Origin of the sequence: Rhodococcus sp. KRD197 (assembly GCF_017168235.1) — a bacterium.
In the GTDB taxonomy this organism is placed as follows: domain Bacteria; phylum Actinomycetota; class Actinomycetes; order Mycobacteriales; family Mycobacteriaceae; genus Rhodococcoides.
This window is the reverse complement of sequence record NZ_JABFAO010000004.1, coordinates 290,216-314,685: the sequence shown is the minus strand read 5'-3', so window position 1 is coordinate 314,685 and position 24,470 is coordinate 290,216. Positions and strand designations below refer to the sequence as shown.

Genomic DNA, 24,470 nt, shown 5'->3' with positions numbered 1-24,470 from the left:
TGGATGGGCCATCGCAACGGTCAGACGGTTGCGATGGCCCATTCATGCCAAGCGGTGGGGCGCACTCAGGCCAAGTGAGCGATCTCGTCGCGAGCTTTCTTGCCCTCGTCGCCGAGGTCGTCACGGTCGAAGAAGTTCCACCGCGCCAGAACAGGCTTGAACACCTTCTCGCGCTGCTGGTCCTCGTCGTAGATCCCCGCAGCGGCGAGCGCCTCGGTGCTGTTGGCCTTGCTCGGCAGGTCGACGACGGGGATGGCGAAGCCTTGGATACGATCGGCGATCGCACGCGCCATCTGGTCCGGAACGACACCGAATGCCTCGTCGGCGATCTTGGCGAACACCTCGGCCTGACGCGTGTCGTCGACGACGATCTTCGACAGAATCTTTGCGAGCACCTCGTCGCCGCCGAGTGCGATGGTGTTGTTGTTGCGCACCGTCGCCGATGTCTCGATGAGCGCGAATTCCGCGAGGATGTCGAGAACGTGCAGGCTGGGGGCGTCGTAACCTCTGGTCATCTCCTCCATGCGCACCCGCTCGAGAGCGACGGGATCCACCGCGCGGGTGAGCACCATGTAGTCGCGCAGGACGATCGCCTGACGGTTCTCCTCCGACGTCCAGCGTCCGGTCCACCGCCACCATGCCCCGAGGTCGGTGAGCGCCCGGGCGAGCTCGCGATGGTAGGACGGCAGGTTGTCGGCGACGAGAATGCTCACCGTTGCCGACAGTATTTCCACGTCGCTGAGGTGCGACTGCTCCGAAGACCAGTCCTCTCCGCCGAGGAAGGCGAAGTTCCGTCCGTCATCCCACGGCGCGAAGTCGTGGGGATGCCAGTCCTCGGCTTCTTCGATGTGACGACGCAGTGTCTCTTCTACGGCAGGCTCCAGTTGGAGCAACAGGTCGCCGTCCGTCATGTTCGTAGGCATACCCGCAACCGTATCTTCTCGACGTGCCCGCCGAGTTCGGGCCCCTGACGTCTGTGATTTCTCCCAAAACTGCATCTCTGCAGGTCTAAGCTCTGTGCAGCTACTCACTTCGAGGAGAGGGCTCGCGATGATGCGGTCTGGCCGAAAACTGCTGTCTCTTGCTGCCGCGACGATCATGATTGTCGCGGCAGGATGTTCCTCGGATTCGACCGAATCCGAGGAACCGTCCACGTCTTCACCGCCGCCGACCGCGGACTCCGAACTCTCGCCCGGCCAAGTGTCGGGAGTCGACGTGCCCGACGGACGCATCGACGATGCCGTCGGGCAGCTCGACGGCATCGCCCAGGAACTGATGGAGTCATCCAACATTCCCGGCATGGCCGTCGCTGTCGTGCACGACGGCGAGGTGGTGTATTCGGAGGGCTTCGGCGTGCGAGAAGTCGGTACGGACGAGTCCGTCGACGGTGACACCGTCTTCCAGCTCGCTTCCTTGTCCAAGCCCGTCGGTTCGACCGTCGTCGCCTCGCAGGTCGAAGCCGGTGTCGTCGACTGGTCGACTCCGGTGAGTTCGGAGCTCCCGTGGTTTGCGCTGTCGGACCCGTGGGTGACCAGCAATGTCACCGTCGGCGACTTCTATGCCCACCGCAGCGGCCTGCCCAGCCACGCAGGCGACCTGCTCGAGGATCTCGGATACGACCGTCGGCAAGTGCTCGAACGCCTTCGCGAAATACCCCTCGATCCGTTCCGGTCGACTTACAACTACACCAACTTCGGTGTGACGGCAGCGGCCGAGGCCGTAGCGCAGGCGTCGGGCAAAGACTGGGAGACGCTCAGCCAGGACGCCCTCTACGGACCCCTCGGGATGACATCGACGAGTTCGCGGTTCTCCGACTACATCGACCGCGAGAATCGAGCCGTCCCGCACGTGCTCGCGGACGGCGAGTACGAGGCGAAATACCAGCGCGAGCCCGACGCGCAGACGCCGGCGGGCGGGGTCAGCTCCTCGGCGAACGACATGGCCGCATGGATGACGATGCTTACCGAGGAGGGAGTGTACGACGGCACCCAGATCGTCGACGCCGATGCACTGATCCCCGCCGTGACGGCGCAGATCGTGTCGAGCCCGTCGTCGACGCCCGATACGCGCGCCGGGTTCTACGGCTACGGGTTCAATGTCTCGACGAACGCCGCGGGGCGCACGACGGTGAGTCACTCTGGAGCGTTCGCCCTGGGCGCGGGCACGAACTTCCTGTGGATTCCCTCGCTGGACGTGGCGATCGTCGCGTTGACCAACGCCGCACCGATCGGTCTCGCCGAGACACTCACCGCCGAGTTCGCCGATCTCGTACAGTTCGGCGAGGTCCGCGAGGACTGGCGGACGTTGTACCAGGGTGCATTTGCATCGATGAGCGATCCCGAAGGCGAACTGGTCGATGCAACCGCACCGGAAAACCCCACCCCCGCGCGGCCGCTACCGTCGTACGCCGGGGTATATCAGAACGAATTCTGGGGTCCGGCTACCGTCGAGGAAGCCGGCGGCGCACTGATGCTCTCGCTCGGACCGGATGCGACGTCCTTCGAACTCACCCACTGGGACGGCGATACGTTCACCTTCGTGCCGACCGGCGAGAATGCCCCCGATGGATCGATATCGCAGGCTACCTTCAGCGGCGATACGGTTACCCTCGAGTTCTTCGACAAGAATGGGATGGGGCGATTCACCAAGTGACCGAGACACTGCAGGCGGCAGCAGCCGTGCAGGGCATGTTCGACGCGGCAAACCGGGGCGATTTCGACGACGTCATCGCGCGACTGGGTGAGGACGTGGTGTGGCACAACGTCGGTATGCCCAAAGTGCGCGGTATCTCCCGGGTCGGCAAGTTCATGCGGTTGTTCAACAAGCCGCAGTACGGCTTCGAGGCCGTGATGCACAACATTGCCGCGAATGGGGACGTCGTGCTCACCGAACGCACCGATGTGCTGATCTGGCGCAGGTTGCGAATCGAGTTCTGGGTGTGCGGGACCTTCGAGGTCCGCGACGGCAAGATCGTCGTGTGGCGCGACTACTTCGACAACGTCGACTTCTTCAAAGGTCTCGTGAAGGGCGCGTTCCGCGCCATGTGAGTGGAAATACACACTGGGACATGTATTTCCACTCACATGTGCCGCTAGGCGCCTGCGGGACCGAACTCTTCGAGCATCTCGGTCACCAACGCGGCGATCGGGGAACGCTCACTGCGGGTCAAGGTGATGTGCGCGAAAAGCGGGTGCCCCTTGAGCTTTTCGATCACGGCGGCGACGCCGTCGTGCCGTCCGACGCGCAGGTTGTCGCGCTGCGCGACGTCGTGGGTGAGCACGACGCGTGAGCCGCTGCCGAGGCGGGAGAGAACCGTCAGCAATACGTTGCGTTCGAGGGACTGCGCCTCGTCGACGATCACGAACGCATCGTGCAGGGAACGACCGCGAATATGCGTCAGCGGCAACACTTCCAGCATTCCGCGCGCGATGACCTCCTCCATCACCTCCGGGCTTGCCAGGCCATCGAGGGTGTCGAAGACCGCCTGCGCCCACGGCCCCATCTTTTCGCTTTCGCTACCGGGCAGGTAACCGAGCTCCTGACCGCCGACCGCGTAGAGGGGTCGGAACACAATGACTTTCCGGTGTGTCCGGCGCTCCAACACCGCATCGAGCCCGGCGGTCAGTGCGAGCGCAGACTTACCGGTACCCGCCTTGCCGCCGAGTGAGACGATTCCGATGCTCTCGTCGAGCAGCAAATCAAGCGCAACACGCTGTTCCGCGGACCGACCATGCAGACCGAACGCTTCACGCTCACCGCGTACCAGCTGGACTTGCTTGTCCGGAGTGACCCGACCGAGCGCAGACGATCGTCCACCGAGCAAACGAACGCCCGTGTGGCAGGGCAGTTCTCGAGCACCATCGAGGTCGACGACGCCGTCGGCGAAGAGTTGGTCGATGTCGCTGGCCTGAACCTCGAGCTCGGCCATGCCCGTCCAGCCGGACGGAACCACGTCGTGTGCGTGATACTCGTCGGCGGGGAGTCCGACTGCACCTGCCTTGACCCGAAGCGGAATATCCTTGCTGACCAATACGACGTCTTTGCCTTCGGCCGCCAGGTTCAGTGCACAGGCAAGGATCCGCGAGTCGTTGGAGTCGGTCCTGAATCCGACCGGCAGGACTGCAGGATCGGTGTGATTGAGCTCGACTTGCAGTGTGCCACCGTCTGTTCCGATAGGAACCGGCTGGTCGAGACGCCCGTGCGCGACACGGAGGTCGTCGAGCATGCGCAAGGATTCCCGCGCGAACCATCCGAGCTCATGATGATGGCGTTTACCCTCCAGTTCGCTGATGACCACCAGCGGAAGGACCACATTGTGCTCGGCGAAACGAATGACTGCCCAAGGGTCCGACAGCAGCACCGAGGTATCGAGCACGAATGTCCGGAAAGGGGCGGAAACGGAGCGTGAAGTGGTCACGTGGGGCTCCTATGTCCGGCGCGGCACCGCGCGGACGTACATATCGCTCGGCCGGTCGGTCCCGAAGTGTCAGTTGACACGAGGACCGGGTGCCGGCCCTCTCGCGCTCACTTGCTCAGTCACGTATCAGAACCTCCCGCACAGGCAGCTTCCCCGCTGTCTGTTGCTGCCGACGCTACCGCCAAAACCAAGGATCGGCTTCCCGACTGCGGGGCGTGTCGGTGAACAACGCGTTAACCGTGCCCGGGACGCAGGCCCCTCGACGCATGAATGGGCCACCGCAACCGTCTAACCGTTGCGATGGCCCATTCATGCGTCAAACGAGCTAGCCCAGCAGACCCCAGTCCTCGAGTCCGTCGTACAGCGGCTTGCTCTGGGCGAGCTTGACGACGCGTTCCTTGAGCGCATCGCTGGCTTCACCGGTGGCGAGGGCGGTGCCGATGATGTCGGCTACCTCGGTGAACTCGGCTTCGCCGAAGCCGCGAGTCGCCAGTGCCGCGGTCCCGATGCGCAGGCCGGAGGTGACCATCGGCGGCCGGGGGTCGAACGGAACAGCGTTGCGGTTTACGGTGATGCCGACCTCGTGCAGCAGATCCTCGGCCTGCTGGCCGTCGAGCGAACTGTTGCGCAGGTCGACGAGCGCGAGGTGCACGTCGGTGCCGCCGGTGAGGACGGAGATGCCCTTCTCGGCGACATCGGCGCCGTTCAGACGCTCGGCCAGCAACGACGCGCCGAGCAGGGTGCGCTCCTGACGTTCCTTGAATTCGGGCGTCGCGGCGATCTTGAAAGCGACGGCCTTGGCGGCGATGGCGTGCATCAGCGGTCCGCCCTGCTGGCCGGGGAACACCGCGGAGTTGAGCTTCTTGGCCCACTCCTTCTTCGCCAGGATCATGCCGGAGCGAGGGCCGCCAAGGGTCTTGTGGACAGTGGTGGACACGACGTCCGCGTACGGGACAGGCGAGGGGTGCACACCGGCGGCGACGAGCCCGGCGAAGTGCGCCATGTCGACCCAGAGGAGCGCGCCGACCTCGTCCGCGATGGAGCGGAAAGCCTCGAAGTCCTGGTGACGAGGGTATGCCGACCACCCTGCGATGAGTACCTGCGGCTTGGCTTGGACGGCCTGCTTGCGCACCTCGTCCATGTCGATGCGGTGGTCTTCCTTGCTGACGCCGTACGACTCGACCTCGTAGAGCTTGCCGGAGAAGTTGAGCTTCATGCCGTGTGTGAGGTGACCGCCGTGCGCGAGATCGAGGCCCATGATCTTGTCGCCGGGGTTGATCAGTGCCATCAGCACTGCGGCGTTGGCCTGCGCACCTGCATGCGGCTGGACGTTGGCGAACTCGGCGCCGAAGAGCTCCTTGGCGCGGTTGCGCGCGAGGTCCTCCACGACGTCGACGTGCTCGCAGCCGCCGTAGTAGCGACGACCCGGGTATCCCTCGGCGTACTTGTTGGTCAGCACGCTGCCCTGAGCCTGCAACACCGCGCGGGGCACGAAGTTCTCGGACGCGATCATCTCGAGGGTGTCGCGCTGACGGCCGAGCTCACCCGCCAGCGCCTCGGCGACCTCGGGGTCGAGTTCGGCGAGCGACAGGTTGTTGACGTCAGTCATAAAGGGGGTCTCCAAGAGAACGCAGCAAGGTGGACCTGGACAGTTTAGAAGACGCGCTCGTCCGTCACCTAAGCGCGCTCGGAATGAGGGGTTCGTCGAGCAGCCTGCCGAAGAGAGCGGACCGATCGGCCACCGTCACGCCCTGGTCCAGCCAGCCGCCGAGAAGCTTGTAACCCTCGACGTAAGTGCTGATGTACGCCCGCCACAGCGGGGAGGAGAGGAACTTCAGGCTCTGACGGGCCCGCTTCGGCGAGGCCAACGCCCACCTCTCGAGGTATGCGGCCACATCGTCGTGACTGCGGTGCTGATCGTGCAGCAGCAGCGCTGCGTCCTGACGCACGCCGAGAAGCTGACCCGAGGCCTCCGAGAGCCGTTCCGCCTTCTCTCCGTCGAAGCGCAACCCCAGATCGGCGTAGATCTCCTGCGCCCACAAGCCCCACCCGGGTCCGACGATCGACTTCAGCGCTAGATCGGCGAGCCCCTCGGCCATCAGGCATTGCGGGGTGTTGACGAGGAACAGTGTTTGTTCGCGCTGACCCGCGGCGACGAGACCGGCCTCTTTTCTGCAGTGTTCGGTGTGGTGGCCGGGGTACGCCTCGTGCGCGATCAGATGCGGCAGGCTTGCCATCTGCTGCTCCAGGTCGGAGTTGATCGCCACGGTGGAGGTGAAGTTGCCGAGGTAGTAGTTGAAACCCGACCACGGCTTGTCGCCGACGACCTCGTAGTTCACCTGTTCGGACTCCGGCAGCGTGTACTCCGCGCGCACTCGGTCGCGCAGTGCGCTAGAGAAGGCGTCGACGCAATCCTGGAGCCGATCGGCGGGGACAACGTCACTTGCGCGATGCGCCGCCAGCCGTTCGGCCAGGGTTCCCGGCCCCGACAGGACCTCGTCCATCCGGCGGTGCGCGTCCCGGTAGTCGTCCTGGTTGCCCGGTTCGATTTGCACATCGAAGTAGGCGAACACTTCGTCGACGAAGCCGATGTCCTCGCCGGCGAACTTGCGTCCGGAGCATTCCAGTGCCCGCAGGTGCACATCGATGAATTCGGCGCGTTGAGCCGGCAGGTCGGTATCGGCGATCGCCGCGCGCAGGTCGGCGGCTTTGCGTGCGAGGGCACGCGGCTCCGGTGCGGGCGCGTTCTCGGTGCGAGAACGCAACTCGGGGTCGCCGGTATAGGCGTCGACGAAGCCTTCCTCGAGCCGGTCGAAACTCAGACCGAGGAGGAGATATTCATCAACGAGAGAGTCGGCGTTCATGACACCCGACGATAATGGTTGCGCGAATGGAGCCTGCGGAATGACCCCGCCCGAGCGAGTCACGGTGCCAGCGAGCACAATCTGAAGTCATGCGACTCGCGCTCCTTCGGAGCTCACGCCTGCTGGGCCACCGCGTCATGCCTATCGCGTGGTGTCGTCAATGAGCGAGTCCAGCCCCTATGTCGAGTTCGACAGAGCGCAGTGGCGCATGCTCCGGCAGTCCACGCCGCTGGTTCTCACCGAGGAGGAACTGGTCGGGCTTCGTGGACTCGGTGAGCAGATCGATCTCGACGAGGTCGCCGAGGTCTACCTTCCGCTCGCCCGTCTAATCCACCTTCAGGTCGCGGCCCGACAGCGGTTGTTCGCGGCAACTGCGACGTTCCTCGGCGAGAAGCACCCCGATCGTCAGGTTCCGTTCGTGATCGGGGTCGCCGGAAGTGTGGCCGTCGGAAAATCCACGACCGCCCGCGTGCTGCAGGCACTGCTCGCCCGCTGGGAGCATCATCCGCGCGTCGACCTGGTCACCACGGACGGGTTTCTGTATTCGACGGCGGAACTCATGCGGCGAGGGATTCTGCATCGCAAGGGGTTCCCGGAGAGCTACGACCGACGCAAGCTGCTGCGCTTCGTCACCGAGGTCAAGTCCGGCGCGGAGGAGGTGGCCGCCCCGGTGTACTCGCACGTCTCGTACGACATCGTCAAGGGCCAGTTCCACATGGTGCGTCAGCCGGACATCCTCATCGTCGAGGGCCTCAATGTGTTGCAGACCGGTTCGCGACTGATGGTGTCGGATCTGTTCGATTTCTCGATCTACGTCGACGCGCGGATCGAGGATATCGAGGCGTGGTACGTCAAGCGTTTCCTGGCATTGCGGAAGACCTCGTTCGCCAACCCCGAGGCACACTTTCATCATTACGCGAATCTGTCCGACGAGCATGCCCGCATCGCTGCCGAGGATCTGTGGCACTCGATCAACCTGCCGAATCTGGTGGACAACATCCTCCCGACGCGGCCGCGCGCGACGATGGTGTTGCGCAAGGACAACGACCACGCCATCAACAGACTTCGGTTGCGGAAGCTGTAGGCGCCTGGCGGCGCATGTGAGTGAAAATACATAGCCCTCTATGTATTTCCACGCACATGCGCGAAGCGCCTAAGCGCCGAACCGCCGGTGCCGGGCGGCGTAATCGCGGAGGGCCCGGAGGAAGTCGACTCGCCGGAACTCGGGCCAGTACGCCTCGGTGAACCAGATCTCGGAGTATGCGCTCTGCCACAGCAGGAAGCCCGAGAGCCGTTGTTCGCCGGACGTGCGGATCACCAGATCGGGGTCCGGCTGCCCGGAGGTGTAGAGGTGGCCGTCGATGCCGCTGACGTCGATCGATCGCACCAACTCCTCACCGGTGAGCCCCTCGGCGATCTTGTCGCCCACCAGCGATTGCACGGCATCGGCGATCTCCTGCCGACCGCCGTATCCGACGGCGACGTTGACGTGCGTGCCGGTGCGCCCCGAGGTCAGTTCGGCTGCTTCCTTCAGGCGCCGCGCAGTCGCGGCCGGCAGCAGGTCGAGCGTTCCGACGATCTTGACGCCCCAGTTCTGGCCAGGGCCGCAGATTTCCTCTACGACGTCGGTGATGATCTCCAGCAGTGCGTCCAGTTCGTCGGGGTCGCGCTGGAGGTTCTCGGTCGACAACAGATAGATCGTCGCCATTTCGATACCCGCAGCGTCACACCAACTCAGCATCTCCGCGATCTTCAGCGCACCCATCCGGTGCCCGTGCGCGACGTCGGTGAAACCGTTCTGCCGCGCCCATCGCCGGTTTCCGTCGCACATCACAGCGACGTGACGCGGATGCGCCACACCGTCGAGTTGCGTCAGCAAACGACGCTCGTACACGTTGTACAGAACGCCGCGAACCTTGGTCGGGAGAATCTTCACCGAGACATCACCACGGAGGACAACCTTACGCCGCCGCTTCCGCTCTACTCACCGGTAGAGTGAGCGGCGAACCTACGGGAGCGTAGGTTCGCCGCGCGCAGAGGAGGTCATCCGCATGACGATGTTCGGTCTGAACGAGCTGCCCGTCAAACCTCGTATGCGCGGCTGGATTCACCTGTACGCCTTCGGCGTGGCAGTCGTCTCCGGGATCGTTCTGGTGACCCTCGCCTTCACTCTCGTGTCGGTCAGTGCGGGAATCGCGACGACTGTGTACGCGATCACCGTCTGTGGCGTCTTCGGAGTCAGTGCGACATACCACCGCGTGCAGTGGAGCAACCCATCGCACCGCATGTGGATGAAGCGGGCGGATCACTCGATGATCTTCGTGTTCATCGCGGGCAGCTATACCCCGTTCGCAGTGCTGGGCTTACCTGAGAACACCGGCCGGACATTGCTGATCGTGGTGTGGGCGGGCGCCCTCGGCGGCGTCGCACTGAAGATGCTGTGGCCGCAGGGCCCGCGCTGGGTCGGTGTTCCGCTCTACCTCATCCTCGGCTGGGCCATCGTCCCGGTCGCACCAGCACTCATCGACCAGGTCGGCTACGCGCCGTTCCTACTGCTACTCGCCGGCGGAATTCTGTACAGCATCGGCGCGATCCTGTACGCCACCCAGTGGCCCAACCCCTGGCCGACGACGTTCGGTTTTCACGAGTTCTTCCACGCATCCACCGTGCTCGCGGCGGTCTGCCACCTCGTTGCCGTGTGGTTGGTCCTGTTCTAGCTGCCAGATTTCAGCGCTGGAGTGCCTCGACGAGTTCGAGCTCGGTAGTAACCGGCCGGTCGCAGACGAAGCCTCGGCACACGTACGCGGCATCCCGGCCGTCGACGATGGGCCGATCCGCCAGCAGCGGTGCCGAATCGACGACGCCCGCGACCACGACGGTTCCGCCGGGAGCATGTCTGCGGGCAACCGTCAGGAGCGGGCTTTCCGCCCCGGACGTAGCTGTCGAGACGGCAATCTGCAGAGGGCCGCGCACGGATGCTTCGGCGACGGTCAACCAGTGTCCTCCCGAACGCGGTGAGCGCTCGAGCACGATGGCCGCGACCGCCAGCCCCGCTGCTGCCAGTTCGCTGTAACGGGCGGCGTCATCGGCCGGGACGAGCGTGGCTGCCGTCAGCAAAGCTTCGGTGATGGTCGAGGCACCCGACGGTGTCGCATTGTCCAACGGGTCCCGTGGCCGGGTGACCAGAGCTTCGGCGTCGTCGGCTGTATCGAACCAACTGCCCAGGTGGGCGGGGTCGGCGAAGTGCTCGATCGCCGCGTCGAGAAGTTGCTGGGCACGCTCGACCCACACCTGTTCACCGGTCACCTGAAACAACGTCGACGACGCGACGGCCATGCATGCGTAATCCTCGAGCACTCCCGTCGCGTCACCGACATGGCTTCCAAGGGAGGCACGCCGCAGTCGGCCGTGCTCGAAGTGGGTGGCGAAGATCTGCTCGGCGCATTCGACGGCAGCGTCGATCCAGTCGGGGCGTCCCAGTGCCGCGCCGGTCTCGGCGAGGGCGGTCACGGCAAGCCCATTCCAGGCCGTCACCACTTTGTCGTCGCGGCCGGGTTGCGGGCGACCATCACGCGCCGCCATCAGGTTCCGGCAGACGCGCTCGAACCGCTCGGCATCCTCCGGATCCTCCGGCAGCTGCAACACTGACGTCCCGCCTTCGAACGTGCCGGCACTGCTGACGGCGAAGAGACCGGCGGCCCACACACCGTCCTCGAACCCGAGAACTTCGACCAACTGCTCCGGGGTCCACACGTAGGTCGACCCCTCGACCCCCTCGGTGTCGGCGTCGAGGGCGGACGCGAAACAGCCTGCTTCGGTGCGGAGTTCGCGCAGCATGAAATCCGCGGTGGCGTCGGCGACCCGGATCGCCAGTGAGTCTGTGGCAAGTGGGTCGGCGGTGACACGCGCGAGATGACCGTAGAACCTCAGGAGCAGGGCATTGTCGTAGAGCATCTTCTCGAAGTGCGGAACGATCCATTCGGCGTCGACGGAGTACCGAGCGAAGCCGCCGCCGATCTGATCGTGAATTCCACCCCTGGCCATCGCGTCCGCGGTCCGACTCGCGGCGGACAGCGCCTCGGATGATCCGGTGCGCTCGTGGTGGCGAAGCAGACCTTCCAGCAACGCGCCAGGCGGGAACTTCGGGGCACCACCGAAACCACCGAATTCGAGGTCCTCGTCACCGAGCACAGACGCGACTGCCTCGGCGAGCAGGTCTGCGTCGATCGAACGCTCCGATGCCGGCAGCCGTCCGGAGTTCTCGCGCAGGGCGGTGGTGATCGCGGCGGAGGCGTCGAACACTTCGCTGCGACGGGTCGTCCACGTCTCGGTGATCGCGTCCAGCAGCTGAGGAAACGACGGCAGTGTGCCGAGCGGACGCGGCGGGTAGTAGGTGCCGCAGTAGAACGGTTCACCGTCCGGGGTGAGGAAACACGTCATCGGCCAGCCGCCCTGACCCGTCATTGCGACAGTGGCGTTCATGTACACCGCGTCGAGGTCGGGCCGCTCCTCGCGGTCGACCTTGATGCAGACGAACCCCGCGTTCATCGCAGCCGCGGTGGCCTCGTCCTCGAACGACTCGTGCGCCATGACGTGGCACCAGTGGCACGCCGAGTACCCGATGGAAAGCAGAATCGGAACGTCGCGGTCGCGCGCGGACTGCAACGCCTCGGCCGTCCACTGCTGCCAGTGCACCGGATTATCGGCGTGCTGACGCAGATACGGACTCGTCGAATCGCCGAGGGTGTTGCGGCCGGTCACCGTTCAGCTCTCGTCGCGCTCGGGCTTTCGAACCGCACCCCGGTCGGTACCTTCGTCGAGCTCCTGATCGGGCGTCGGATCCTCCTTTTCGAAGGTGTCCGGCAGCTTCTTGATCTGCTTGTTCATCGACCAGATCAGCAGCGCCGTGCCCAGGAGCAACGCCACGATGATGACCAGACCGATGGGAGAGGATTTACCGAACTCCGGGCCCGGGGCACCTTGGGCCAACAGTGAGACGATCACTCGGACTTCTCCGACTCGATGCCGGCGAACAGATCCGTCTCCGGGATCGACGTCTTCACCCGCGTGCGAGCGAGCTCGTATTCCTCGGTCGGCCACAGCTTCTGCTGTACCTCGACCGGGACCGCGAAGAACGCGCCGTTGGGGTCGATCTGCGTCGCATGCGCGCGCAACGCATCGTCGCGCTGCCCGAAGTACTCACCGACCGTGACCTGGGTGGTGATGCGTTCCATGATCTCGTCACGATCGCTGCTCCAGCGCGCGAGCCAGTCGACGAACGGGCTTTCCTCACCCCGATCGACGAACCAGTCGTTGAACAGCTGCATCCGTTTACGCAGGAAGCCGTGCGAGTAGTACAGCTTGAGCGGCGTCCACGGCTCACCCGCGTCCGGGAACTTCTCCGGATCCCCCGCCGCCTCGAACGCGGCAACCGACACCTCGTGGCAACGGATGTGATCGGGGTGCGGATAACCGCCCTTTTCGTCGTATGTGGTGATCACATGCGGCTTGAAGTCCCTGATCACCTTCACGAGCGCCTCGGTCGACTCCTCCAGCGGCACGAGGGCGAAACAGCCCTCGGGTAGCGGTGGCAGTGGATCGCCCTCGGGAAGACCGGAGTCCATGTAGCCGAGCCACGTGTGCCCGACGCCGAGGATGCGCGCCGCCTCCGCCATCTCCTCGCGACGCACCTCCTGGATGCGTTCGTGAACCCCCGGGATGTCCATCGCCGGATTGAGGATGTCTCCTCGTTCACCGCCGGTGAGGCTCACCACGAGCACATCGTTTCCCTCGGCCGCGTATCGAGCCGTCGTCGCAGCGCCCTTGCTCGACTCGTCGTCGGGATGGGCGTGCACCGCCATGAGCCGTAGTCCGCTCACGATCTTCCTCACCTCAGCTTCGCCTGATTCTTCCCCTCCCCCTATAGTTCCACTTGGCACCGACACAGCGCGCACCGGCTGCCGTAGACCACGAAGGTTCCGCTCACGACGAAAGTTCGTATGACTGCCACGCTCCCCGAGGGCCGCTATCCGGCGTCGGCGTCGCGCCGCCCTGTCAGCCGACGCATCCAGACGCTTCTGTTGGCGCTCGTGCTTGTCGTCGGACTGGGTATTGCATTCGTCGGATATCAACGCTTCGCGGTCGCCGATGTCGAGGCCACGGCCCTGACATTCGATCTGGTCGACGACAGCACATTGTCCATCACCTTCAGCGTCACGCGTCCGGATTCGGAGCGCGACGTGGTGTGCATCGTGCGGGCCCGCTCTCGTGACGGGTCGGAAACCGGCAGACGCGAGCTTCTCGTACCGGGCTCGTCGGCCCGAGAAATCTCGGTGACGTCCATCGTGCGGACCTCCCAACCACCCGCTGTGGGTGATGTCTACGGATGCAGCACGAACGTTCCCGAATATTTACGGGCCAGCTGACTGCTCGCTGCCCCGTGGTAAGATAAGCCGGTACACGGTTCCGAACTGGAGCCGTGTATTGCTGCATTGACGGCCGGAGTGACGGTTGACGGTGCCGAGAATGCACCCTCGCTGCGGCGGCTCAGGAAGCGGGCCGATCCCAGGTTCCGGAGCGAAATGGAACTTGCGAAATGACCGTGAGCGAGAGTCGGGCCCGCGATATGACCGGGTTCGGGTCTTCCCGCATATTCGTGCGTTCGTCAGCAACAGACCGGGAGCCCACCGCGGCTTCGACTACAAGGGAGTGATCGAGATGACCGAGACCCAGGTGACCTGGCTAACCCAGGAATCCCACGACAGGCTCAAGAGCGAACTCGACCAACTCATTTCCAATCGCCCGGTCATCGCCGCCGAAATCAACGAGCGACGCGAAGAGGGCGATCTGAAAGAGAACGGCGGCTACCACGCTGCACGCGAGGAGCAGGGCCAGCAGGAAGCGCGCATCCGACAGCTTCAGGAACTGCTCAACTCGGCGAAGGTCGGCGAAGCCCCGACTCAGTCCGGTGTGGCGCTGCCCGGATCCGTCGTGAAGGTGTACTACGACGGTGACGAGTCCGATACCGAGACCTTCCTCATCGCGACTCGCGAAGAAGGTGCGCGTGACGGCAAGCTTGAGGTCTACTCCCCCAGCTCGCCTCTCGGCGGTGCGCTCATCGACGCGAAGGTCGGCGACACCCGCGAGTACTCGCTGCCCAACGGCAAGACGATGAAGGTCACGCTGATCAGCGCTGAGCCGTACCACACGTAAACTTCGTGTTCGAAGAAAGAACCCCCGGCCGCTTGCGGCCGGGGGTTCTTTTCTTACGTCCTCAGGCAGTGAGGGTTTTCTCGTACTTGCGCACCGACAGCGGCACGAAGATGACGAGGAACAGTACGACCCAGATCAATGTGTAGAGGATGGGATTCTGCAGCGGCCACGCATCCGGCGCCGGTGCCAGCGGGTTCGTGTTGCCGAAGAGTTCACGCACCGCCTGCACCGTCGAGGAGATCGGATTCCACTCGGCGATCACCTTGAGCACGGTCGGGAAGTTGTCGATCGGCACGAACGTGTTGGCGATGAACGTCAGCGGGAAGATGACGATGAACGATGCATTGTTGAACAGCTCGGGCGAGCGAACCAGCAATCCCATGTACGCCATGACCCACGAGATCGAGTACGCGAACAGCAGCAGCAACACGTACCCGGCGAGCGCTTCGAAGAACGACGAGGTGATTCGCCATCCCACGATGAGTCCGGTGATCGACATGATGGTGATGGTGACGATGTTGTTGCCGACATCGGCTGCGGTTCTACCGATCACGACGGCCGAGCGTGCCATCGGCAGCGATCGGAATCGATCCATCACGCCCTTCTGCAGGTCTTCGGCGAGCGAGGACCCGGTGATAGTGGCCCCGAAGATCATGGTCTGGACGAAGATTCCGCCCATCAAGAAGCTCTTGTAGTCCACTCCGGGAATGTCGATGGCACTACCGAACACGTACGCGAACAGCAGCACGAACATGATCGGCGACAGCGTGGCGAAGAACAGCAGATCGGGAACGCGCTTGAGCTTGATCAGGTTTCGCTTGGTGATGATCAGGGAATCGCGAGCAACGCTCATTTCTCTTCCTCCGCTACTACGTCGACCTCGGCGGTATGACCGGTGAGGGTGAGAAACACATCGTCGAGATTGGGTCGCCGCAGTCCGACGTCGACAACCGAGATATTCGCCTGCTTGAAGCCGAGCAGCGCGGTGGTGAGGTCGTCGGCGCCGCCGCCGACGGGCATACTGATTCGGCGTGTCTGTGCGTCGTAGGTGGGTACGTCCAGCCCGATGGGCGTCAGGATCTCGACCGCCCGGTGATGGTCCGCGGGGTCCGTCAGCACGAACTCCACCCGCTCACCCCCCACCTGGGACTTGAGCTGGTCGGCCGTGCCCTCGGCGATGATCGACCCCTTGTCGAGGACGATGATCTTGTCCGCCAGGCGATCGGCCTCCTCCAGGTACTGCGTCGTCAGAAGTATGGTCGTTCCGTCCTTCACCAGGTCGCCGATGAAGTCCCACATACCCATTCGGCTTCGCGGATCCAGCCCGGTGGTGGGTTCGTCGAGAAAGACGACCTTCGGTCGACCGATGAGGCTGGCGGCGATATCGAGCCGGCGACGCATACCTCCCGAGTACTGCTTCGCCGTCCGGTCGCGCGCGTATTCGAGATCGAAGCGAGCCAGCAACTCGTCGGCGCGCTGGCGAGCTTCGGACTTCTTCAGGCCGAAGAGCCTGCCGACCATCTCCAGGTTCTCGTACCCCGTCAGATATTCGTCGACGGCCGCGAACTGTCCGGTCAGCCCGATCATCTTTCGGACATCGTTGGGCTTGTCCCCCACATCGACGCCGTGGATCTTCGCCGTCCCCGATGTGGCCTTGAGCAGCGTTGCGAGAATGCGCACCGCAGTAGTCTTTCCTGCGCCGTTGGGCCCGAGTACGCCGAGCACCGTGCCCTCCGGCACCTGAAAACTGACGCCGTTCAGAGCGATGTTCTTGCCGTACTCGAGTACCAGATTCTCGACTTCGATGGCGTTCGCCATACTGTGCTCCCCATTTCCGTTCGGTGCTGTGCATAGAAGCAGACTCGAAACCCGTCGAAGATTAACCGGTCGGACGCCGGCCCTGCCATCCGCGCCGAAACGGCGACGCGCCCGTCAGGGCGCGATGGAGACGACATATCCGCTGGCAGCGAGGGCTTCGAGCACGTCCTGGCGGTGCACCGGCCCGCGGGTTTCGACGGTCAACATCACATCGACTTCCTCGAGTCCCAACTGTCCCCCGGTGCGGGAATGGACGACGTCGACGACGCTGGCGCCGTGTTGCTTCACCACTCCCAGCAGGTCGAGCAGACCACCCGGTCGATCCGAAATCGTCGCACGCACTGCCAGATAGCGGCCCGCCGCGCGGAGGCCATGGGTGATGACGTGCGTCAGGAGCAACGGGTCGATGTTTCCGCCGGACAGAACCGCGCAGACCGGGCCTTCGAGTCGAAGGTCGTCGCGGGTCATCAGTGCCGCCACGGCGGCAGCACCGGCCGGTTCGACGATCAGTTTCGCGCGTTCGATGCACAGCAGCAACGCGCGCGACAACGCATCCTCGCTGACCGTCACCACATCGTCGACCCAGTCCGTCACATGCGCGAACGGCACGGTCCCCGGAAGGCCTACCGCGATACCGTCGGCCATCGTCGACATCGCCTCGGCGGCGATCGGGTGACCTGCGATGAGAGAGGCAGGCCAGGCGGCTGCCCCCTCGGCCTGGACGCCGATGATCCGCACTCCGGGCTTACGCAGGTGCGCGGCCGCGGCGACGCCCGCGAGCAGTCCTCCGCCCCCGGTCGGAACCACGATCGTGCCGACCTCCGGCATCTGCTCGAGCACCTCGGCGCCCAGAGTTGCTTGCCCGGCGACGATGTCGATGTGATCGAACGGGTGAATGAGGGTGGCGCCGGTGCGGTCGGCGAAATCGCGTGCGCTCGTCAATGCCTCGTCGACGGTTGTCCCGACGAGTGTCACATCCGCGCCGTAGGCCTTGGTGGCCACCAACTTCGGCAACGACACACCCGTCGGCATGAACACCGTCGCCGATATACCCAGCTGTGTGGCGGCCCAGGCGACGCCCTGTGCGTGGTTTCCCGCACTTGCGGCGACCACACCTCCCGCACGTTCCGCCGCGGACAGTCGGGCGATCCGGAAGTATGCACCGCGTGGTTTGAACGAACCTGTGCGCTGCAGGTTCTCGCACTTGAGTCGGACCTCGTGTCCGGTGAGATCGGACAGAATGCGTGAGGCGACGACCGGGGTCCGGCGCATCACCGGCCTCAGCAGCGTCTCGGCATCGGTGATGTCCGCGGCGCTCAGGCGGGCATCATTCACGCGGCAAACCGATCTTGGCGCGCATCTTCATGACCGCACCAGCCTTGCCCCCACCGACGACAGCCGTAAGAATTCCGTCACGAACGTAGTATGCCAGGAACTTTCGACCGTCGTCCTCGACGATTTCGACACAATCTTCGCTCGACGGCGTGCCCAGCGCCTGGATCTTGACGTCATACTGATCACTCCAGAAGTACGGCACCCGAGGACGTGACGGACCGGGCTCGGAACCGAGCATCGCAGGAACCATGATCCGCACCTGATCCGCTACATTGCTCCAGTGCTCGACGCGGGTGCTGTGGGCGCCGTCATTCCACGCCGCAACGTCGCCGACCGCCCAGATGTGTTCATCGCTCGTGCGTCCCACGGAGTCGGCCAGGACGCCGTCGCCGAGCTCGACACCCGAGCCCTCGAGCCAGTCGGTGACAGGTGTCGACCCGACTCCGACCACGACGACATCGGCCTCGAGCTCCGCACCATCGGTGGTGACCACGTGGGTGACTCGGTCCGTGCCGCGCAACGACTCGACGCCGACCCCGGTGCGCAGCTCGACCCCTTCCTCGGTGTGCAGCCTGGCGATCAGCGCACCCACCTCGGGCCCGAGTACCGACGCCAGCGGAGTTGCCTGCGGTTCGACCAGGACGACGTCGACACCGAGATGCCGCAAGCCGGCCGCGAGCTCGCAGCCGATGAAGCCGGCACCGATCACCACCGCCTTGGACGCAGAGGCGGCATCGCGTCGCAGCGCGTCGGCGTCGTCGCGGGACCGAAGTACGTGCACGCCCGCAAGATCGGGTAGCGACGCCAACTTCCTCGGCCGCAGTCCGGTCGCGACGACGAGGTGGTCGTAGTCGAGCGCGGTGCCGTCGGCGAGTTTCAGCCGCCGCGCAGCGGGATCGACCGAGGCGACAGGCGATCCGAGCCGCAGATCGATCTTGTGCTCGGTGAAATAGTCCTCGGTTTCGAAGGTCGTGTCGTCTCGTTCACCGCGGATGACTTCCTTCGACAGTGGCGGCCTGTCGTACGGGAGGTGATTCTCGTCGCCGACGAGCACCACCTCCCCGTCGTACCCGAGCTTGCGCACCTCCTGCGCCGTCCGTAGTCCTGCCAGTCCCGCTCCCGCGATCACGATCGTCATGTGAAGATCTCTACCAGAAAAGAACACGTTGCAGTCGACTTGTCTGGCACGTTCTCGCGTCTACGATCGACAGCATGACCACGGACCACCGGATGCGCGAAGCCCACTCCTTCGGGGATGCTCGCCGACGGACCCGGTGAGCGCCCCTGCCGCATTCCCGGACGACGCGATTCCCCCGGCCGAGGAACGCGGAACCCTCGTCGTCAAGGAACAGGCCGTTGCACGCGTGGCCACTACCGCTGCACTGACGGTTCCGGGGGTCATCCGCCAGGTCGGTGGCCTGCCCCGCCTCACCGGGAAAGAACTCCCGCGCGCGGATGTATCGGTCGGCGACCATTCCGTCTCGGTCAACCTGTACGTCGCGGTCGCGTGGCCGTGTCTCATCCCCGCGGTCGCGGAGTCGATCCACGACGCCGTCGGGCGGGCCTTGACCGACACGATCGGGCTGCCGCTACACCGTCTCAACGTCGTTATCGCGCATGTCGTCAGCGCCCCTGTTGTTGTCGCCCCTGAGAAGCCAGGCACCGCCGAACAGGCCGTCACGTTTTCGGCGGTCCATCCGGTCGTCGAGCCGCGCCCGCCGACAGCAAGCCCGGCAGCGGTTCCGCTGGCGATCGTTCTCGCGCTGGCTCTGCTCGCTCTCACAGTGGTGGCAGGACGGGAATTCCTCATCGTGCACGAAGGGGTCACCGGGTTGCCATGGATCGGAACTGCGCTCGAGCGAATCGCCGAAGTGCAGTGGTCGTGGTGGCTTTTCGTTGCGTGCGCAGCTGCGGCGGCAGCCGGGCTCGCGCTGGTCGTGCTCGGACTGAAGCCGAGGACGAAAACTCACAGCGGCGCGACAGCTACAGCCTCCTCGGTCCCGATCGTGTGGTTGCGGCCGACGGACGTGGCGCGAGTATGCAGCGATCATGCCGGAGTGATCGCCGGCGTCGAATCCGTGCGGACCACCGTTACGCGCAAGAGGGTCGAGATCGACGTGCGCCGGCTGGTCGACGGGAACGTCGGCGACGAAGCCCTCGCGGAGGATGTGAGAACCGCGGTCGCGCCCACCCTCGCCGTACTCGCCCACACAAGAGACGTAGTGGTCCGCGTCAGATGGTCTCGATCGTGAAGCGCGCAACCTCACTGATCGACCGCATCCTTGTCACAGTCCTCGGTCTTGCGCTGCTCGCAACCGGAGCCTTCGGCCTCTTGTGGTACTTCGACGTTCCGTTCGCCGTGGATGCATGGTCGCGCTTCGACCGGGAGGAATTCGCCGCGCTACCGACGCAATCCTGGTGGAATGCAGCGCTGGCGGCCACGATCGTGGTCAGCGCACTCGTCGCGATCGGGCTCCTCATCGGTAACCTGTCGCCGCGGCGCACCGGGACCCTTGTCATCGCCGATGACGAATCGCTCGGTATCCGAGTCGAACTCGACCCGCTGGCGCGCGCGGTGGCCGCCGAGATCGCGCAGTTCCCCGGCGTCGACTCCGCTCGCGGTCGGGCCATCGACGATCGAGGAACCGCGACCCTCGCCATCGCCGTCCACGCTTCCCGCCACCTGGACGTCCAGGCCTTCACGAACTTCGCGCATGCTCGGGCCGCCTTCGTCGCCGACGCGGTCGAGGGGCGAGCCGTCGCACTGCGTGTCCAACTGCACGTCTGACCCGCAGCAGGTCAGAGTCGCGGATCCACCGGTTCGGACTCCATCGCCAGCACCGCGAACACCGCCTGGTGCACACGCCAGAGCGGCTCCTTGTCGACCCATCGCTGCAACGCTTCGATACCGAGTGCGTACTCGCGCAATGCCATCGACTGCTTGTGTGCAAGTGTCCGCTCACGCAGCGAAGCGAGCTGCCCCGGTTCGGTGTAATCCGGGCCGTAGATCAGTCGGAGATAGTCGCGCCCCCGGACCTTGATGCCCGGCTGCACTTTCCCGGTAGGTCCGTTTGCCGCCGGTTTGACGACCATGCCCTCGCCGCCGGCCGCGGTGAGTTCCTCCCACCACCGTGCGCCCGCGAGCACCGACGCCTCCGAGTCGAGGTCGACGGTGATCCGCTCGGTTCCGGTGAACAGGGTGGGATCGGCATCGGCAAGCCTGTCTGCGAGGCCGAGGTGCCATTCGTGTGGCCGGTCGACGAGCAGTTCGTTCGCCGTGGCCAACACCTGGAAGGGTGCCAACGAAACGCCTTCCAATCCGGCAGTGGGCCAGACGTAACCGCGGTACGCCGCAGCGAACCTCTCGATGTTCACCGACCGCCGGGCCTGCCGGTCGACTCGATCTCCCACCGGCAGACCGCGCGCCGCTGCTCTCGCGAGCAAAGCGCCCTCGGCCGCCAGATCTGCCCGAGCGGCGGCACCGACCGCAGCGTACTGACTGCGAACCAGCCCTTCTGCTTTGACGGACCACGGCATCAGCTCACAGTCGACGATCACCGATGATGAGTCGAGCTCGTTCCACAGACCGGCACGCTCGAAGGCCTTCTCGGCTGCGGTGACGAGTTCCCGGGTGAGATCCTCGTCGAACACACGCCGCCCCGTCCGCGTGTAAGCGATCCCGCCGGACCCGCGGTGAAGTACGAGCACGACCCGCGATCCCATGTGCTTTTCCTCGCAGATCACCGTTCCCACACCGAGTTTTCGATAGGCGTCGAACGCCTCGGTCGGGTACTCGAGGTACCCGTCGCGGGTGGAGGACGAACATGGCGCCATCGTCGGCGGAAGGTACGCGAGCCAGTGCGGAGCGACGGCATAGCGACTCATCACTTCGAGTGCGCCGGCCGCGTTCTCTGCCCGAATGCTCACACGTCCACGCAGTGCCGTCTCGACTCCGGTCGGTCCGATGACATCGGTCAGATCGAGTGAATCGGTCTCGCGCACGAATTCGCCGAGCGGCTTTGCCGGCGCGTACCACTGCCGCTCCGCCGGTACGGATACGATCTCCCGCTCCGGGTACCGCAGGGCCGTCAGCTTCCCGCCGAACACGCACCCGGTGTCGAGGCACATGGTGTTGTTCACCCACTCCGGCTCGGGGATCGGCGTGTGCCCGTAGAGCACCATCGCCGGCCCCCGGTAGTCCTGCGCCCACGGATAGCGAACGGGAAGTCCGAACTCGTCGGTCTCGCCTGTCGTGTCACCGTAGAGCGCAAAACTGCGAACCCGCCCGGACGCCCGATTGTGGTACTTCTCGACGAGCCCGGCGTGCGCGACGACGAGACGGCCGTCGTCGAGTACCAGGTGGGCGACGAGACCGTCGCAGAACTCCAGCACCTCGCGTCGAAACTCTTCGCTCTCGTGCTCGAGTTGGGCAAGCGTTTCGGCGAGGCCATGCGAGGCGTTGACCTTGCGGCCCCGAAGCGCCTGAACCAGCTTGTGCTCGTGATTGCCCGGCACCGCGAGAGCCTCGCCCGCGGCCACCATGCCCATGACGAGCCGCAGCACCGCGGCGGAGTCCGGTCCCCTGTCCACGAGGTCACCGAGGAACAGTGCGGTGCGCCCCTCGGGCGGGACGGCACCGACGGCGCGGCCCTGCTCGTCTCGTCGAATGGCATAGCCGAGTGTGGTGAGCAGGGTCTGCAGTTCGCCGAGGCAGCCGTGAATGTCACCGATGACATCGAAGGGACCCCGCGCGTCGCGGCGGTCGCTGCGCAACGGCGTGCGCACGAACTGCGCTGCCTCGATCGCCTCGACACCATCGAGCACATGCACCGTTCGGAAGCCTTCTTTGGTCAACCCGCGCATCGACCTCGTCAGTTGCTGGTGCTGACGTCGCAATATATCGCGGCCGAACGTCCTGTCCACGCGGGTTGCGTTGCGCTCGGCACAGATCGGCTCCGGCACATCGAGAACGATCGCCACTGGGAGGACGTCGTGCTCGCGCGCGAGTCGAACCAACGACTTTCGCGAGGCAGGTTGCACATTGGTGGCGTCGACCACGGTCAGCAACCCCGCTGCCAACCGCTTGGCGACGATGAACTCCACCAGTTCGAAGGCGTCCTTCGTCGCGCTCTGCAAGTTGGGATCGTTGCTGACCACACCCCGACAGACATCGCTCGATACGGTCTCGAACGGATCGAACTGTGTTGCGGCGAAGGAGGACTTGCCCGATCCACTGATCCCGACCAGCACGACCAGCGACAGGTCGGGAATGTCGTACGGCGTCATGCTTTCTCCTCTCGGGTGAAGACTGCCATCTGAGTGGGGGAACCGAGCGCCTCGTCCACCGGCCCGATGCTCTCGTACCGCACTGCGTATCCGTCGCGCTCGGCAACGTTCGTCGCCCAGTCACGGAACTGCGCACGGGTGAACTCGAATCGGTGATCCGGGTGCCGAAACTGGCCATCCGCAACACCGTCGTACAGTGCGTTGTATTCCGAGTTGGGCGTGGTCAGCACCACGTGCATCGGTCGCGCTTCCCGGAACACCGACCGCTCAAGTGCCGGAAGCCGGTCCATTTCGACATGCTCGATCACTTCCATGAGCACCACCGCGTCGAAACCCTTCAAGCGAGCATCCCGGTACGTCGCGGAGGATTGAAAGAGCTGAACACGTGTGCGCTGACGGTCGGGAAGATCGTCGAGTCCCAGCCGTCGCTCCGCCGAAGCCAGGGCTCGCGCCGAGACGTCGACACCGACAATCGCCTCGAACTTGTTTTCGGAGAACATCTCTCGCAGCAGTCGCCCTTCTCCGCAGCCGAGGTCGACGACGGACTTCGCTCCCAAGCTCTTCAACTCGGCGATGACCGCAGTGGCCCTGCGCTCTGCCAGGTTCGGGTCCCGCCGGCTCGGATGCTGTGACTGCGAATCAGGGTCGAGGCGATCGACGACCGATGCGACCAGGTCGCGTCGATACTTGAGGTAGCGCTCGGTGATGAGCTCCATCCTCGGGTGTCCGGCCAGCCACTCGCCCGCCGCGCGCACCAGTTTGTCGGCCTCGTCTGCGCCGACCCAGTAGTGCTTGACGTCATCGAGAACCGGCAGCAGCACGTACAGGTGCTTCAGTGCCGAGGAAACGGTGAAGGAACCGGTGAGAGTGAGATCGACGTACACGGAATCGCCCCAGCTGGGGATCTTCTCGTCGAACGGCAACGGACGTGCTTCGACGTTCCACCCCAGCGGTCCGAACAGTTCCTCGGCCAGTTCACTGCCACCACGGCACGGCATCGCCGGCACGGTGATCGTGAGATCGAGTGCACGGTCTGCAAGTTCGGGGCGCGCTTTGCAGGTTCCGGCGATGGCCTGCTTGAACAGTCGAGACAGCGCGACCGCCAGCAGCGATGCACCCGCGTAGGGCCTGTCGTTGACGTACCTACCCAGCGCGAACTCGCTCGATGAACATCGCGGCTGCGTCCGTCCGAGCTCGACTGGATCTATGTCGAGAATTATTGCGGCACAGGTCGATCGGGAGTCCGCTTCGGGGTAGAACACCGTCGCCGAACCGACGGAGAGTCCGAAGGTCTGGACTCGGTCGGGATGTTTGTGCAGCAGAAATCCGAGATCCGTCGCATCCGGGAAATCGGTTGTCGCATCAGCGGCCAGAGTCATGAGCACCGCTGCGACGTTACTTCACCTCACTCACTTTGCGCTCTGACATTTTCTGGCCGCCTGCCCTCTCGGACACAGCAAAGCGGCGCCCACCCGAAGGTGAGCGCCGCTGTGTGGAGCTGGGTGAAACTAGATCACTTGATAATCGCCGTAGGCGGA

Annotated in this window: 22 protein-coding genes; 8 read left to right on the top strand and 14 right to left on the bottom strand. The window is 64.7% G+C overall.

Features of this window, described 5'->3' with window-relative positions:
* Window positions 1–65: 65 nt before the first annotated feature.
* Window positions 66–923, bottom strand: a complete 858-nt coding sequence (locus tag J1M86_RS07705; RefSeq protein WP_206509412.1) for an acyl-ACP desaturase — start codon at window positions 921–923, stop codon at window positions 66–68.
* 130 nt (window positions 924–1,053) lie between these two features.
* Here J1M86_RS07705 and J1M86_RS07700 point away from each other — a divergent pair, with 130 nt between their 5' ends.
* Both J1M86_RS07700 and J1M86_RS07695 read left to right on the top strand, forming a co-directional pair.
* Window positions 1,054–2,652: a serine hydrolase gene (locus J1M86_RS07700; RefSeq protein ID WP_241259845.1), complete on the top strand. Its 1,599-nt coding sequence runs from the start codon at window positions 1,054–1,056 to the stop codon at window positions 2,650–2,652.
* Window positions 2,649–3,047: a limonene-1,2-epoxide hydrolase family protein gene (locus tag J1M86_RS07695; protein WP_307786567.1), complete on the top strand. Its 399-nt coding sequence runs from the start codon at window positions 2,649–2,651 to the stop codon at window positions 3,045–3,047. Before J1M86_RS07700 ends, J1M86_RS07695 begins: the two co-directional genes overlap by 4 nt.
* Before the next feature lie 44 nt (window positions 3,048–3,091).
* Here the strand turns inward: J1M86_RS07695 and J1M86_RS07690 are convergent, their stop codons facing one another.
* From J1M86_RS07690 to J1M86_RS07680, 3 genes are all read right to left on the bottom strand, one after another.
* Window positions 3,092–4,417: a PhoH family protein gene (locus J1M86_RS07690; protein WP_206509410.1), complete on the bottom strand. Its 1,326-nt coding sequence runs from the start codon at window positions 4,415–4,417 to the stop codon at window positions 3,092–3,094.
* Window positions 4,418–4,742: 325 nt separating this feature from the next.
* On the bottom strand, window positions 4,743–6,026 hold the full coding sequence (glyA, locus tag J1M86_RS07685; RefSeq protein ID WP_206509409.1) for a serine hydroxymethyltransferase: 1,284 nt from the start codon (window positions 6,024–6,026) through the stop codon (window positions 4,743–4,745).
* 64 nt (window positions 6,027–6,090) lie between these two features.
* Complete coding sequence (locus tag J1M86_RS07680) at window positions 6,091–7,281, bottom strand: DUF885 domain-containing protein (RefSeq protein WP_206509408.1); 1,191 nt, start codon at window positions 7,279–7,281, stop codon at window positions 6,091–6,093.
* Window positions 7,282–7,432: 151 nt separating this feature from the next.
* On the opposite strand from J1M86_RS07680, the gene coaA reads away from it, so the two are divergent.
* Complete coding sequence (coaA, locus tag J1M86_RS07675) at window positions 7,433–8,365, top strand: type I pantothenate kinase (RefSeq protein WP_075839267.1); 933 nt, start codon at window positions 7,433–7,435, stop codon at window positions 8,363–8,365.
* 69 nt (window positions 8,366–8,434) lie between these two features.
* Here the strand turns inward: coaA and J1M86_RS07670 are convergent, their stop codons facing one another.
* Window positions 8,435–9,217: an isoprenyl transferase gene (locus J1M86_RS07670; protein WP_206509407.1), complete on the bottom strand. Its 783-nt coding sequence runs from the start codon at window positions 9,215–9,217 to the stop codon at window positions 8,435–8,437.
* Window positions 9,218–9,332: 115 nt separating this feature from the next.
* Between J1M86_RS07670 and J1M86_RS07665 the strand changes: the two genes are divergently transcribed.
* Complete coding sequence (locus tag J1M86_RS07665) at window positions 9,333–9,998, top strand: hemolysin III family protein (protein WP_206509406.1); 666 nt, start codon at window positions 9,333–9,335, stop codon at window positions 9,996–9,998.
* A 10-nt stretch (window positions 9,999–10,008) separates the two neighbouring features.
* Here J1M86_RS07665 and J1M86_RS07660 read toward each other — a convergent pair whose 3' ends face one another.
* The 3 genes from J1M86_RS07660 to mca are packed head-to-tail and all read right to left on the bottom strand — an operon-like array spanning window position 10,009 to window position 13,160.
* On the bottom strand, window positions 10,009–12,042 hold the full coding sequence (locus J1M86_RS07660; protein ID WP_206509405.1) for a thioredoxin domain-containing protein: 2,034 nt from the start codon (window positions 12,040–12,042) through the stop codon (window positions 10,009–10,011).
* Between the two features lie 3 nt (window positions 12,043–12,045).
* Entirely contained in the window at window positions 12,046–12,285 is a 240-nt protein-coding gene (locus tag J1M86_RS07655) for a hypothetical protein (protein WP_075839228.1), read from the bottom strand.
* Window positions 12,282–13,160 (bottom strand): mycothiol conjugate amidase Mca, encoded by an 879-nt coding sequence (mca, locus tag J1M86_RS07650; RefSeq protein WP_187346743.1) that lies wholly within the window; start codon window positions 13,158–13,160, stop codon window positions 12,282–12,284. Before mca ends, J1M86_RS07655 begins: the two co-directional genes overlap by 4 nt.
* Before the next feature lie 120 nt (window positions 13,161–13,280).
* Between mca and J1M86_RS07645 the strand changes: the two genes are divergently transcribed.
* Both J1M86_RS07645 and greA read left to right on the top strand, forming a co-directional pair.
* Complete coding sequence (locus J1M86_RS07645; RefSeq protein WP_075839230.1) at window positions 13,281–13,706, top strand: DUF4307 domain-containing protein; 426 nt, start codon at window positions 13,281–13,283, stop codon at window positions 13,704–13,706.
* Window positions 13,707–13,998: 292 nt separating this feature from the next.
* Entirely contained in the window at window positions 13,999–14,493 is a 495-nt protein-coding gene (greA, locus tag J1M86_RS07640; RefSeq protein WP_075839269.1) for a transcription elongation factor GreA, read from the top strand.
* Between the two features lie 61 nt (window positions 14,494–14,554).
* Here greA and J1M86_RS07635 read toward each other — a convergent pair whose 3' ends face one another.
* The 4 genes from J1M86_RS07635 to J1M86_RS07620 form a co-directional block, all read right to left on the bottom strand.
* Window positions 14,555–15,346 carry an ABC transporter permease gene (locus J1M86_RS07635; protein ID WP_075839231.1) on the bottom strand — a complete coding sequence of 264 codons (792 nt, stop codon included), beginning with the start codon at window positions 15,344–15,346 and terminating at the stop codon, window positions 14,555–14,557.
* A complete protein-coding gene (locus J1M86_RS07630; RefSeq protein ID WP_206509404.1) occupies window positions 15,343–16,311 on the bottom strand; it encodes an ATP-binding cassette domain-containing protein in 969 nt (322 codons plus the stop codon). Before J1M86_RS07630 ends, J1M86_RS07635 begins: the two co-directional genes overlap by 4 nt.
* Window positions 16,312–16,425: 114 nt before the next feature.
* Complete coding sequence (gene ilvA, locus J1M86_RS07625) at window positions 16,426–17,583, bottom strand: threonine ammonia-lyase (protein ID WP_241259839.1); 1,158 nt, start codon at window positions 17,581–17,583, stop codon at window positions 16,426–16,428.
* Between the two features lie 55 nt (window positions 17,584–17,638).
* Window positions 17,639–18,784 (bottom strand): NAD(P)/FAD-dependent oxidoreductase, encoded by a 1,146-nt coding sequence (locus J1M86_RS07620; RefSeq protein ID WP_075839232.1) that lies wholly within the window; start codon window positions 18,782–18,784, stop codon window positions 17,639–17,641.
* Between the two features lie 136 nt (window positions 18,785–18,920).
* Between J1M86_RS07620 and J1M86_RS07615 the strand changes: the two genes are divergently transcribed.
* Complete coding sequence (locus tag J1M86_RS07615) at window positions 18,921–19,898, top strand: DUF6286 domain-containing Asp23/Gls24 family envelope stress response protein (protein ID WP_206509402.1); 978 nt, start codon at window positions 18,921–18,923, stop codon at window positions 19,896–19,898.
* The gene (locus tag J1M86_RS07610; RefSeq protein WP_075839270.1) at window positions 19,895–20,434 is read left to right on the top strand and encodes a hypothetical protein; all 540 of its coding nucleotides are present in this window, start codon (window positions 19,895–19,897) and stop codon (window positions 20,432–20,434) included. The genes J1M86_RS07615 and J1M86_RS07610 overlap by 4 nt, the downstream gene beginning before the upstream one ends.
* A gap of 11 nt (window positions 20,435–20,445) precedes the next feature.
* On the opposite strand, the gene J1M86_RS07605 is transcribed toward J1M86_RS07610, so the two are convergent.
* Together J1M86_RS07605 and J1M86_RS07600 are read right to left on the bottom strand one after the other, a co-directional pair.
* A complete protein-coding gene (locus J1M86_RS07605) occupies window positions 20,446–22,932 on the bottom strand; it encodes a polynucleotide kinase-phosphatase (protein WP_206509401.1) in 2,487 nt (828 codons plus the stop codon).
* The gene (locus J1M86_RS07600) at window positions 22,929–24,311 is read right to left on the bottom strand and encodes a 3' terminal RNA ribose 2'-O-methyltransferase Hen1 (RefSeq protein WP_206509980.1); all 1,383 of its coding nucleotides are present in this window, start codon (window positions 24,309–24,311) and stop codon (window positions 22,929–22,931) included. The genes J1M86_RS07605 and J1M86_RS07600 overlap by 4 nt, the downstream gene beginning before the upstream one ends.
* Window positions 24,312–24,470: the final 159 nt, after the last annotated feature.